Source organism: Ventrimonas sp., from assembly GCF_048380235.1.
Lineage (GTDB): Bacteria > Bacillota > Clostridia > Lachnospirales > Lachnospiraceae > Brotaphodocola.
In genome coordinates this window covers 35,735-49,073 of record NZ_DBFCCJ010000014.1, presented here as the reverse complement: position 1 = coordinate 49,073, position 13,339 = coordinate 35,735, and the positions used below count along the sequence as shown (strand labels likewise).

Sequence of the window (13,339 nt, the reverse complement as noted above, 5' to 3'; positions counted from 1 at the left end):
AAGATTATGATACATGATTATTTGCCGGTCTGCCGGGAAGATATGGATCGGCGCGGCTGGGATGCGTGTGATTTTGTCTACGTGTCGGGTGATGCCTATGTCGATCATCCATCCTTTGGCCCGGCCATCATCAGCCGTCTTCTGGAAGCCCGCGGCTACAAAGTGGGCATCATTGCCCAGCCGGACTGGAAAGATCCGGAAAGCATCCAAATCTTAGGAAAACCGCGTCTAGGATTTCTGGTATCGGCCGGAAACATGGATTCCATGGTAAACCATTATTCTGTTTCCAAGAAGCGCAGACAGCAGGATTCCTATACACCTGGCGGCGTGATGGGCAAACGTCCGGATTACGCAACGGTTGTCTACTGCAATCTGATCCGTTCTGTGTACAAGGATGCCGCCATCATCATCGGAGGCATTGAAGCCAGCCTGCGCCGTCTGGCACATTATGATTACTGGTCCAACAAGCTGAAACGTTCCATCCTTCTGGATTCCCAGGCAGACCTGATTTCCTATGGAATGGGAGAGCATTCCATCGTTGAGATTGCCGATGCCTTAAACAGCGGAATTGATATCAAAGATATCACATTTATTGACGGAACTGTGTTTAAAACCAGAAATCTGGATATTGTATATGATTATGAGATGCTGCCGGACTACCAGGAGCTGAAAGACGATAAAAGAGTTTATGCAAAGAGCTTCTTTGTCCAGTACAGCAATACCGATCCGGTGCTTGGGAAGCGACTGGTTGAGCCGTATTACGGAAAAGAATTCGTGGTTCAGAATCCGCCGGCCAAGCCGCTGACCCAGGAAGAGATGGATGAGGTCTATGCGCTTCCTTACATGAGAAATTACCATCCGTGTTACGAAGCAGATGGCGGTATTCCGGCCATCCGGGAAATCAAATTCAGCCTGATCAGCAACCGTGGCTGCTTTGGAGCCTGCAGCTTCTGTGCGCTGACCTTCCATCAGGGCCGCATTATTCAGGCAAGAAGCCATGAGTCTCTGGTGGAAGAAGCGAAGCTTTTGACGGAGGAGCCCGATTTTAAGGGTTATATCCACGATGTAGGCGGCCCGACTGCCAATTTCCGTTTTCCGGCCTGCGAAAAGCAGCTGACCAAGGGCGCCTGCCCGAACCGTCAGTGCCTGTTCCCGGAGCCATGTAAGAATATCCGTGCTGATCACAGTGATTACATTTCCCTGCTGCGCAAGCTGCGGTCTATTCCTAAGGTAAAGAAGGTATTTATCCGTTCCGGTATCCGTTTCGACTATGTGCTGGCTGATAAAAACCGTGCATTCTTAAGGGAGCTCTGTGAGTACCATGTCAGCGGGCAGCTGAAGGTTGCACCGGAGCATGTGGCCGATGCGGTATTAAAGCGTATGGGAAAACCACAGAATTCGGTCTATATGCAGTTTGTCAGAGAATATAAGGAGATGAACAAAAAGATCGGAAAAGAGCAGTACCTTGTTCCGTATCTGATGTCCTCCCATCCGGGCTCTACCTTAAAGGAAGCCGTAGAACTGGCGGAATACCTGCGTGATCTTGGTTATATGCCGGAGCAGGTACAGGATTTCTATCCGACTCCGTCCACGCTGTCTACCTGTATGTATTACACCGGACTGGACCCTCGTACCATGGAAGAGGTTTATACGCCGCATAATCCCCATGAAAAGGCGATGCAGCGCGCCTTGATCCAGTACCGGAATCCGAAAAACTATGATCTGGTCAAAGAAGCCCTGATCAAGGCCGGACGCACGGATCTGATCGGGTTCGATAAAAAATGCCTGATCCGTCCGAGGGAGATGTCCTGGGCACCAAACGGATCCCGCCAGGGACAGAAGTCAGGCGCTGCTTCTCCTGTAGGAAAAAAAGTGGCCGGAAACGGTGCAGCAGCATTCCGCAATGCAGGAAAGCCAGTCGGAACAGGCAAATCAGAAGCTTCAAGACCAGCAAAGAAAAAACCGATCCGGAATGTTCATAAGAAAAAATAAACGTAAAACAGACTTGAATCTCGGGAGAGTGCATGATGAGAACAGGGAAGAAAAAAATTGCCATAGTGACAGGCGCATCATCCGGTATGGGACGGGAATGCGTGATCCAGCTTGCCGATCGTTTTGCCGGGCTTGAGGAAATCTGGGTGATTGCAAGAAGGGGCCGACGGCTGGATAAGCTGGCAGGGAAAGTACCGGTTCCGTTAAGAGTACTGGAACTGGATCTTCAGGAGGAGCTGGCTTTCGCAGAACTGGAGGAAAAGCTGGAATGGGAAGATCCGGAGGTAAAGATCCTGGTAAATGGAGCCGGATTCGGAAAAATCGGCTGTACGGAGGATCTGCAGCTGGATGAAGAAACGGGCATGATCGATGTAAACTGCCGGGCGCTGACTGCAGTCACGCGTTTGGTGCTTCCTTATATGTCAAAAAACAGCCGCATTCTGCAGTTTGCCTCCGCAGCTGCCTTTCTGCCGCAGCCGCGGTTTGCCGTATATGCAGCCACAAAGGCTTTTGTGCTGAGCTACAGCCGTGCTCTGGCTATGGAGCTGAAACCACGACAGATCTGTGTAACGGCAGTCTGCCCGGGTCCTGTCAAAACGGAATTTTTTGACATTGCCGAGACTACAGGTGAGATTCCGCTTTACAAGCGTCTGGTCATGGCAGATCCCAAAAAGGTAGTGAAAAAGGCACTGCGCGACAGCATGATGGGAAAAACCGTGTCTGTATATGGGTTTTTCATGAAAGCCTTCTTCGTGCTGGCAAAGATATTACCGCATGATGTAATTCTTTCCCTGCTGTTTTCGGAATAGATCAGGAATTTTACAGCAATAAAGAGGAGATAAACAAGTATGAAAATCAGAAAAGGACAGTACGGATACCGGGATCAGCATAAAAAATCCCGGGCACTTCTGACCGGCCTGTTTGCGGTTGCCATTATTGCGCAGCTGATCGCGAGACAGCTGGCATCCGAACAGGCTGCAAAAAATATCCTGACCGTTATGGCTATTTTAACTGTGCTACCCATGGCGAACCTGGCATCCCCGCTTCTTGCATCCTTAAAGTACCGCACATCTGAGCGTGCCTTCTACGAGAAAGCGCGTGCCTACGAGGGAAAATGCACCATGCTGTATGATCTCATTGTCACCACAAAGGAACAGATCCTTCCGTTAGACGCTGTGGCTGTGCACCCGAACGGGGTCTTTGCTTTCTGCAGCAATGAAAAAACGGATCTTTCCAAAGCAGAGAAAGCGGTTAACGCGCTGTTTCAAGCAAACAAGCTGGATCCCAATGTGAAACTGATCCGGGATCCCCATGCATTCTTCCGCAGACTCGACAGCTTAAAACCAGCTTCCGAATACGAGGATGACGGTGTGGTGGCTTATGCAGCAGCGCTGATGAAAAATCTGTCCATGTAAGTAAATACAAAGGAGGGCCTTTTCCATGAGATCCATAATGGTAAATAAAAATGAAGCCGGACAGCGCCTGGATAAGCTGCTGGCGAAATATCTGAATCTGGCCGGGAAGGGATTTCTTTACAAGATGATGCGCAAAAAAAACATTGTGCTGAACGGTAAGAAATGTGATGGTTCCGAAAAGCTTGCCGAGGGCGATGAAATCAAGTTGTTTCTGGCAGATGAAACCATAGAGAAATTCTCGGAAGTAAAGGTTCAGAAGGTAAAAAAGACAAAGCTTCATATTATTTATGAGGATGAGCATGTAGTCCTGATCAATAAGCCGTCCGGCATGCTGTCCCAGAAGGCAAAAGAACAGGATGAGTCTCTGGTGGAATACCTGATCGACCATCTGCTGGATTCCGGAAAGCTGACAAAGGAAGATCTGCGAAGCTTCCGTCCCTCCGTATGTAACCGCCTGGACCGCAACACCAGCGGCCTGGTGGCAGCGGGATGCTCCCTGGCGGGCCTGCAGAAGCTCTCCGCCATGTTCAAAGACCGCTCCCTGCATAAGTATTATCTCTGTGTGGTTTCCGGTTCTGTGCGGGAGAAGAAGCGAATCGAGGGATTCTTAAAGAAGGATGAAAAGACAAACCAGGTAACCATCAGCCAGAGAGAACTTCCGGACAGTGCGCCCATCTGCACGGAATATGAGCCACTGATGGAGACGGGTTCCTATACGCTTCTCAAAGTAACGCTGATCACCGGGCGTACCCATCAGATCCGCGCCCATCTGGCATCCATCGGTCATCCGATCGTGGGAGATATGAAGTACGGCAATCCGAAGGTCAATGAGGAGGCAAAACGCCAGTACCATATTCATTCCCAGATGCTCCATTCCTGGAAGCTGGTATTCCCGCAGATGGAAGAGCCGCTGGCGCATTTGAGCGGAAAAAGCTTTACAGCTCCGCTGCCGGGGGAGTTTACCAGAGTTCTCGGCAGTCTGCCGGAGGGAGTGCGCTGATATGGGTACCTGGAAAAGCCGGGGACTGCGCGGTTCCACGCTGGAGGACATGATCAACCACACCAATGAGATTTACCGGGAGAAAAAGCTGGCCCTGATTCAGAAAATCCCGACCCCCATCACTCCCATCACCATCGAAAAGTCCACCCGCCATATCACCCTGGCCTACTTTGATCAGAAAAGTACAGTGGACTATATCGGTGCCGTACAGGGTATCCCGGTCTGCTTTGACGCAAAGGAATGTGCAGTAAAGACATTTCCGCTTCAGAACGTCCACGAACACCAGATCCGGTTTATGAAGGAATTCGAGGAGCAGGGCGGCATTGCCTTTATCATCCTGCATTTCACCGCGCTGGATGAGATGTACTACATCCCCTTCCGAGATCTGGAAAAGTTCTGGAAACGCATGGAAGCAGGCGGACGCAAAAGCTTCACCTACGACGAAATCGACAAAACCTATCAGATCCGCGCCAGCCGGGATATCCTGGTGCATTATCTGGAGACGATACAGAAAGATCTCACGGAGAGGGATACCGCACAATAAAAATTTGAGTTACAAAGCTGAATAAAGGTCCGGAAGTGAAAGAGACCGCCTTCCTCTATTTTCACATATCGTTGTTTGCTTGCTCTCGCTAACACGCGTTCACCTGTGTCGGATTAACATCCGCCACATTCGGACGTGCGTGCTCAAGATGCAAACACCTGATATGCTGAAAATCCCGGAAGGTGGTCTCATTCACTTCCTGCTGTATTGGCTTCGCTATGAAAAATAGCGGCTACAGCCCATATTAACTCTGCCACAAAAAGAAAACGCAGCCAGAACGCTACTATTAGATAAAAGCCAGATTTACAGGCTTTCGTCAGTAACGTTCTGGTTGCATTTATTAATATCGTAGAATAACCAGTACAGTAGAAGGTTCGGTCAGACCATACAGAATAAGCAGATGCGTTGGAATTTTCTTGCATTGCATATCAAGAACGCGCCAGTGACGCGTTCGCAGATTCATGAGCGAGCATAGCGCCAGACCGAATGAAGTACAAAATTTCACAGCATCTGCTTATTCTGTATGGTCTGACCGAACCTTCGGACTCTATTGATTATTCATTATATTGTTATTTGTGATAGTGATAGCTGTCCAGTAATTCGTTTTTCATATCCCACAGCGGCTTAGACAGATCTACGTGTACCCGGTGCGGATATTCCAGTCGCAGGGATTCTTCCCAAAGTGTTGCAAGCTCGCTCTTGCAGTATTTCTGGATATCCATCACCTTCGGGGATTCATATACACATTTTCCTTTTAAGAATACCGGAATCATCATTTCGCGCATGGTGTAGGTGCCGGGAGCAAGAAGGGTCTTTTTCCAGGTTTCCTTCGGATCGAAGAGCAGGAGCGGCTGATCGGTGTCGTACTCTTCATCGACCAGGCAGATCAGGTCTGCGATGATCTTTCCATTTTCCTTGTCATAGATACGGCGAATAGTCTTGTTGCCCGGGTTGGTGATCTTCTCAGCATTCTCGGACAGCTTGATCTTAGGAATGAATGTTCCGGTTGCCTTATCCTGAATCGCAGCCAGCTTGTACACACCGCCGAAGGACGGGCAGTCTTTGGATGTGATCAGGTTGGTGCCGACACCCCAGGAGTTGATGGCTGCGCCCTGCAGTTTCAGGGAGGAGATCAGGGTCTCATCCAGATCATTGGAAGCGGAGATGACCGCATCCGGGAATCCGGCTGCGTCTAACATTTTCTTGGCTTTCTTTGACAGGTAAGCTAGATCGCCGCTGTCTAAGCGGATTCCGTAGAAGGTGAGCGGAATGCCGGCCTCGCGCATTTCCTTAAATACCTTGATGGCGTTTGGAATGCCGGAATTTAAAGTATCGTAAGTGTCGACCAGAAGAATGCAGGCGCTCGGATACAGCTTTGCGTAAGTACGGAATGCGGTCAGTTCATCCGGGAAGCTCATGATCCAGCTGTGAGCGTGGGTGCCTTTGACCGGAACATCAAACATCTTGCCGCAGAGAACATTGGAGGTGCCGATGCATCCGGCAATCATGGCAGCGCGGGCACCATAGATGCCGGCATCCGGCCCCTGTGCGCGGCGCAGGCCAAATTCCATGACACCATCACCCTGGGCTGCGTAGACCACGCGTGCTGCCTTGGTAGCAATCAGGGACTGGTGGTTGATGATGTTTAAGAGAGCGGTTTCAATAAGCTGAGCCTCCATGATCGGAGCAATGATCTTTACAAGCGGTTCCCTTGGGAATACGACGCTTCCTTCCGGAATGGCATAAATATCGCCGCTAAAATGGAAATGGCGGAGATAGTCGAGGAAATCTTCCTCAAACATACCGGTGGTACGTAAATAGTCAACGTCATCTTCATCAAAGTGCAGGTTCTTTACGTAGTCGATCACCTGGTCTAAGCCAGCACAGATCGAATAGCCGGAGCCTACAGGGTTATTTCTGTAAAATGCGTCGAAAATAACAGTTTCATTTGCATCTTTTTCTTTAAAATAGCCCTGCATCATAGTCAGCTCGTAAAAGTCTGTGAGCAGGGTAAGGTTACGTTCACTCATGCCGGTTCTCCTTCTGGTTCTGGAATTTTCGTTAAATTTGTGTAAAACAATAGTAGTATACCATCGGTTTTCACAAAAAACAATGTATTTGACATGAATTTAACAAATGGAGTGATGGCAGAAACCTTGACAATTCTCAGTCATATTAATATAATGAAAAAGAATGTAATATCAAAAAGGCTATGACGGAGACAGTAGCGCTGCAAAGAACGTAAGAGCAGAACGTGCAAATAGGCGGAATGCAGGAGCGAGCCGGGGGTGGTGGAAGCCCGGTGCAAGTAAGGCAGCAGTCGAAAATCACTCCTGAGCCGCAGGCCGAACCGATTTTTATAATCGCAGTAAGTCCAGCCGGTATTCCGCCGTTAACCGGAACTCATATGTTTGTATGCAGTAATAGGTGGTCAAAAGTGGCAAGAAGTGTCGTTTCCTGTTTGCAGGGAGCGGCTTTTTTTATTTATAGGAAGTTTTCCTATGAAATGTTACACAGGATTCCCGCTGCATGCGTCAAAGATTGGAGGCAAAGAAAAGCATGTATGAGAAAGTACCTACAAATATGAATTTTGTAGAGCGAGAGAAAAAAATTGAAAAGTTCTGGGATGATGAGCACATCTTCCAGAAAAGTATGGATTCCCGCAAAGAGGGTCCGACCTACACCTTCTACGATGGCCCGCCTACCGCAAACGGCAAGCCTCATATCGGCCACGTACTGACCCGTGTTATCAAAGATATGATCCCGCGTTACCGCACCATGAAAGGCTGCATGGTTCCGCGTAAGGCAGGCTGGGATACCCACGGACTCCCGGTTGAGCTGGAAGTAGAGAAGATGCTTGGCCTGGATGGCAAGGAGCAGATCGAGCAGTATGGCCTTGAGCCGTTCATCGAGCACTGTAAAGAGAGTGTCTGGAAATACAAAGGCATGTGGGAGAAATTTTCCGGCACCGTTGGCTTCTGGGCAGATATGGACAATCCGTATGTTACCTATCACAATGACTTCATTGAGTCTGAGTGGTGGGCATTAAAACAGATCTGGGAGAAGGGACTTCTGTACAAAGGATTCAAGATCGTTCCTTACTGCCCGCGCTGCGGCACCCCGCTTTCCTCCCATGAGGTAGCTCAGGGCTATAAAGATGTCAAAGAGCGTTCCGCGATCGCACGCTTTAAAGTTAAGGGTGAGGATGCTTACATCCTGGCATGGACCACTACTCCGTGGACCCTGCCGTCCAATGTGGCACTCTGCGTAAACCCGAACGAGACCTACGTTAAGGTAAAGAACGGTGATTACACCTATTACCTGGCAGAAGCACTTTGTGATACTGTCCTGGAAGGTGAGTATACTGTACTGGAGAGATACAAAGGCAAAGATCTGGAGTACAAAGAGTACGAGCCGCTGTTTGACTGTGCAACAGCAATCTGTGAGAAGCAGAAAAAGAAAGCATTCTACGTTGTCTGCGATACCTACGTAACGCTGACCGATGGTACCGGTGTGGTACACATTGCCCCGGCATTCGGTGAGGACGACTCCAAGGTCGGAAGAAAGTATGACCTTCCGTTTGTGCAGTTAGTAGACGCAAAGGGTGAAATGACCAAAGAGACTCCATGGGAAGGCGTATTTGTGAAGAAGGCGGATCCGCTGGTATTAAAGGCACTGGATGAGAAGGGCCTGTTATTCTCAGCACCGAATTTTGAGCACAGCTATCCGCACTGCTGGAGATGTGATACCCCGCTCATTTACTACGCAAGAGAGTCCTGGTTTATCAAGATGACTGCTGTGAAGGATGACCTGATCCGCAACAACAATACCATCAACTGGATTCCAGAGAGCATCGGCAAGGGACGCTTCGGTGACTGGCTGGAGAACGTTCAGGACTGGGGCGTAAGCCGTAACCGTTACTGGGGCACCCCGCTTAATATCTGGGAGTGTGAGTGTGGCTGTCAGCATTCCATCGGAAGCCAGGCAGAGTTGAAGTCCATGAGCCCGAACTATGCGGATGTTGTAAAGAAATATGCAAAAGAGATGGATGAAGAGGCTAATGGCGATGTAGAGCTGCATCGTCCGTTCATCGATGATGTCACCATCACCTGTCCGCAGTGTGGTAAGCAGATGCATCGTGTACCGGAGGTAATCGACTGCTGGTTCGATTCCGGTTCCATGCCGTTCGCACAGCATCATTATCCGTTTGAGAATAAGGAACTCTTTGAGAAGCAGTTTCCGGCAGATTTCATCTCCGAGGCAGTAGACCAGACACGTGGATGGTTCTATTCCCTGCTGGCAATCTCTACCCTGATCTTCAACAAAGCTCCGTACAAGAACGTTATCGTTCTGGGCCATGTACAGGATGAGAACGGCCAGAAAATGAGTAAATCCAAGGGCAACGCAGTCGATCCGTTCGACGCTCTGGAAACCTACGGTGCAGACGCTATTCGCTGGTACTTCTACATCAACAGCGCACCGTGGCTGCCAAACCGTTTCCATGGCAAAGCCGTACAGGAAGGCCAGAGAAAGTTCATGGGTACTCTGTGGAACACCTATGCGTTCTTCGTGCTGTACGCCAATATTGATAATTTCGATCCAACCAAGTATACTCTGGAGTACGACAAACTTCCGGTTATGGATAAATGGCTTCTGTCCAAGTTAAACTCCATGGTGAAAGACGTGGATGACAACCTGGCAAACTACCGCATCCCGGAGGCTGCAAGAGCACTTCAGGATTTCGTAGATGACATGAGTAACTGGTATGTAAGAAGAAGCCGTGAGCGTTTCTGGGCAAAGGGCATGGAGCAGGATAAGATCAATGCCTATATGGCACTGTACACTGCACTGGTAACGGTAGCCAAGGCAGCGGCTCCGATGATCCCGTTCATGACTGAGGATATCTACCAGAATCTGGTCAGAAGCATCGACAAGACCGCTCCGGAGAGCATCCATCTGTGTGATTTCCCGGCAGTGGATGAAACAATGATCGACAAGCAGCTGGAGTCCGATATGGATGAGGTCTTAAAGATTGTTGTATTCGGCCGAGCAGCAAGAAATACCGCAAACATTAAGAACCGTCAGCCGATTGGCAAGATGTATGTCAAGGCAGAGAACAAGCTGTCCGACTTCTATGTAGAGATCATTGAGGATGAGTTAAATGTCAAGAGCGTAGAATTCGTAGACGATGTCAGAAACTTCACATCCTACAGCTTCAAGCCGCAGCTTAAGACCGTCGGACCGAAGTACGGCAAGCAGCTTGGCAACATCCGCAAGGCTCTGTCTGAGATCGACGGCAATGCCGCTATGGACACCCTGAAGGCAGATGGGGCACTGAAGTTTGATTTCGGCGGCGAACTGGTAGTGCTGACCGAAGATGATCTGTTGATCGAGATGGCTCAGACCGAGGGCTATGTATCAGAGGGGGATAATTACGTAACGGTAGCCCTGGACACTCACCTGACTCCGGAACTTCTGGAAGAAGGTTTTGTCCGTGAGCTGGTAAGTAAGATCCAGACCATGCGAAAAGAAGCAGGATTTGAGGTTACCGATCATATTAATGTATATCAGGATAACAATGACAAGATTGCTGATATCTTTAAGAAATATGCAGACACCATGAAAGGTGAAGTACTTGCCGATCACATTTTCCTTGGACAGATGGGTGGATACGCAAAAGAGTGGAATATTAACGGTGAGACCGGAATGTTGGGTGTTGAAAAAGCAACAGATGACAGCTGCCAGAAATAGCACATGCATAGCATGTGCCCGGGCCCCGCAGAGGGGCCTTTCCGGCAGACTGTAACTGAGGAGAGGAGATCCAGTATGGCAGTTATGGCAAACAAAGGGTTTGACAAAGAAATATTTAAGAAGAGCGTGGTTGATAATGTTAAAAATCTGTATCGCCGCACCATTGATGAGGCTACCCCGAATCAGGTGTTCCAGGCAGTAGCCTATGCGGTTAAAGATGTCATTATTGACGAGTGGATCGCAACCCACAAGGAATACGAAAAGAAGGATGTAAAGACCGTTTACTATCTTTCCATGGAGTTCTTAATGGGGCGCGCGCTGGGCAACAATATCATCAATATCCGTGCAAGACAGGAAGTCCGTGAGGCTCTCGATGAGCTTGGCTTCGACTTAAACGTGATTGAGGACCAGGAGCCGGATGCGGCTCTGGGAAACGGTGGTCTGGGACGTCTTGCAGCATGCTTCCTGGATTCCCTTGCAACTCTCGGATACCCGGCATACGGCTGCGGCATCCGTTACCACTATGGTATGTTCAAACAGAAAATTGAAAACGGTTATCAGGTCGAGGTGCCGGATAACTGGTTAAAGGACGGCAACCCCTTTGAGGTACGCCGCTCCGAGTACGCAACCGAGGTCAAATTCGGCGGTTATGTGCGCACTGTCTGGGAGAACGGAAGAGAACATTTCGTTCAGGAGGGCTATCAGTCTGTTATGGCTGTTCCGTATGACCTGCCGATCGTAGGCTATGGCAACAATGTTGTCAATACGCTGCGGATCTGGGATGCACAGCCGATCAACACCTTCAACCTGGATTCCTTCGATAAAGGTGATTATCAGAAGGCTGTGGAGCAGGAAAACCTGGCCAAGACCATCTGTGATGTGCTTTATCCAAATGATAATCACTATGCCGGCAAGGAGCTGCGCTTAAAACAGCAGTACTTCTTCATTTCCGCAAGTGTACAGCGTGCTGTAAGCAAATACATGGAGAAGCATGAAGATATCCGCAAGTTCTATGAGAAGAACGTATTCCAGTTAAATGATACCCATCCGACCGTAGCTGTTGCAGAACTCATGAGAATCCTTCTGGATGACTATAACTTAACCTGGGAAGAGGCATGGGATGTCACAACAAAGACCTGCGCTTACACCAACCATACCATCATGGCCGAGGCCCTTGAAAAATGGCCGATCGAGCTGTTCTCCAGACTGCTTCCGCGTATCTACCAGATTGTAGAGGAGATCAACCGCCGCTTCCTCCTTGAAATCCAGAAGAAATACCCGGGAAACCAGGAAAAGATTGCGAAGATGGCTATCATCTATGATGGTCAGGTCAAGATGGCACACATGGCGATCGCGGGTAGTTTCTCTGTGAACGGTGTAGCAAGACTGCATACCGAGATCCTGGAGAAGCAGGAGTTAAAAGACTTTTATGAGATGATGCCGCAGAAGTTCAATAATAAGACCAACGGCATTACCCAGAGACGTTTCCTGCTTCACGCAAACCCGCTTCTGGCAGACTGGATCACGGACAAGATCGGTGACGAGTGGATTACAGACCTTTCCGCTATCAGCAAGTTAAAGTTGTATGTGGATGATGAGAAGTGCCAGCACGAATTCATGAATATCAAATATCAGAATAAGGTGCGTCTGGCAAAATACATCAAGGAGCACAACGGCATTGATGTGGATCCACGTTCCATTTTCGATGTTCAGGTTAAGAGACTGCACGAGTACAAACGTCAGCTTATGAACATTCTGCATGTGATGTATCTGTACAACCAGCTGAAAGACAATCCGAACCTGGATATGGTTCCTAGAACCTTCATCTTCGGTGCTAAGGCAGCAGCAGGATATAAGCGCGCAAAACTGACGATCAAGCTGATTAATTCCGTTGCAGATGTGATCAACAACGATAAGTCTATTAACGGAAAATTGAAGGTTGTTTTCATTGAAGACTACCGTGTATCCAATGCAGAGATCATCTTCGCTGCAGCCGATGTCAGCGAGCAGATCTCTACCGCAAGTAAAGAGGCATCCGGTACCGGAAATATGAAGTTCATGTTAAACGGCGCCCTTACTGTGGGAACCATGGACGGTGCAAACGTGGAGATCGTAGAAGAGGTTGGCGCAGAAAATGCGTTCATCTTCGGTACGTCCTCTGATGATATCATCCGCATGGAGCATGACCACAGCTATGATCCAATGCAGATCTTCAACAATGACCAGGATATCCGCCGTGTGCTGATGCAGCTTATTAACGGCTACTATGCACCATATGATCCGGAACTGTTCCGCGATATCTATAACTCCCTGCTGAACACTTTAAGCAGTGACCGCGCTGACACCTACTTTATCCTGAAGGATTTCCGGATGTATGCAGATGCGCAGAAGCGTGTAGATGAAGCATACCGTGACGAGCAGTGGTGGGCAAAGGCAGCTATGCTCAACACCGCATGCAGCGGTAAGTTCAGCTCTGACCGTACCATCGAGGAGTACGTGAAAGATATCTGGCATCTGGATAAGGTGAAGGTTGAACTGTAATAGCCTGACGGAATAAAACGCATGCAGGCCCAGAAAAAGCCCGTGGTTCATGCGTAGAAAATTTCAGGAATAAAATTAGAAATCCCTCCGTAGATT

The 13,339-nt window shown here is 49.0% G+C and carries 8 protein-coding genes; 7 read left to right on the top strand and 1 reads right to left on the bottom strand.

The annotated features are described in order from the left end of the window. Positions 1 to 6 precede the first annotated feature (6 nt). From ACMP1L_RS02140 to ACMP1L_RS02120, 5 genes are read left to right on the top strand one after another with little or no spacing between them, the layout of a single operon-like run. Positions 7 to 1,992: a YgiQ family radical SAM protein gene (locus tag ACMP1L_RS02140; protein ID WP_418451883.1), complete on the top strand. Its 1,986-nt coding sequence runs from the start codon at positions 7 to 9 to the stop codon at positions 1,990 to 1,992. Positions 1,993 to 2,024: 32 nt separating this feature from the next. Beyond that, a complete protein-coding gene (locus ACMP1L_RS02135; protein WP_243025898.1) occupies positions 2,025 to 2,801 on the top strand; it encodes an SDR family NAD(P)-dependent oxidoreductase in 777 nt (258 codons plus the stop codon). A gap of 39 nt (positions 2,802 to 2,840) precedes the next feature. After that, a complete protein-coding gene (locus ACMP1L_RS02130; RefSeq protein ID WP_177303664.1) occupies positions 2,841 to 3,407 on the top strand; it encodes an O-linked GlcNAc transferase-like protein in 567 nt (188 codons plus the stop codon). Between the two features lie 25 nt (positions 3,408 to 3,432). Further along, positions 3,433 to 4,407, top strand: a complete 975-nt coding sequence (locus tag ACMP1L_RS02125) for an RluA family pseudouridine synthase (protein WP_418451882.1) — start codon at positions 3,433 to 3,435, stop codon at positions 4,405 to 4,407. A 1-nt stretch (position 4,408) separates the two neighbouring features. Continuing rightward, positions 4,409 to 4,951 carry a Holliday junction resolvase RecU gene (locus tag ACMP1L_RS02120; protein WP_418451881.1) on the top strand — a complete coding sequence of 181 codons (543 nt, stop codon included), beginning with the start codon at positions 4,409 to 4,411 and terminating at the stop codon, positions 4,949 to 4,951. Positions 4,952 to 5,520: 569 nt separating this feature from the next. Here the strand turns inward: ACMP1L_RS02120 and ACMP1L_RS02115 are convergent. Continuing rightward, positions 5,521 to 6,981, bottom strand: coding sequence for a nicotinate phosphoribosyltransferase (locus ACMP1L_RS02115; protein WP_418451880.1), 1,461 nt, complete (start codon positions 6,979 to 6,981; stop codon positions 5,521 to 5,523). Positions 6,982 to 7,510: 529 nt separating this feature from the next. Between ACMP1L_RS02115 and ileS the strand changes: the two genes are divergently transcribed. Both ileS and ACMP1L_RS02105 read left to right on the top strand, forming a co-directional pair. Continuing rightward, positions 7,511 to 10,702, top strand: coding sequence for an isoleucine--tRNA ligase (gene ileS / locus ACMP1L_RS02110; protein WP_418451879.1), 3,192 nt, complete (start codon positions 7,511 to 7,513; stop codon positions 10,700 to 10,702). 84 nt (positions 10,703 to 10,786) lie between these two features. Beyond that, positions 10,787 to 13,243, top strand: coding sequence for a glycogen/starch/alpha-glucan phosphorylase (locus ACMP1L_RS02105; protein ID WP_177303531.1), 2,457 nt, complete (start codon positions 10,787 to 10,789; stop codon positions 13,241 to 13,243). The last annotated feature ends 96 nt before the right edge of the window (positions 13,244 to 13,339 follow it).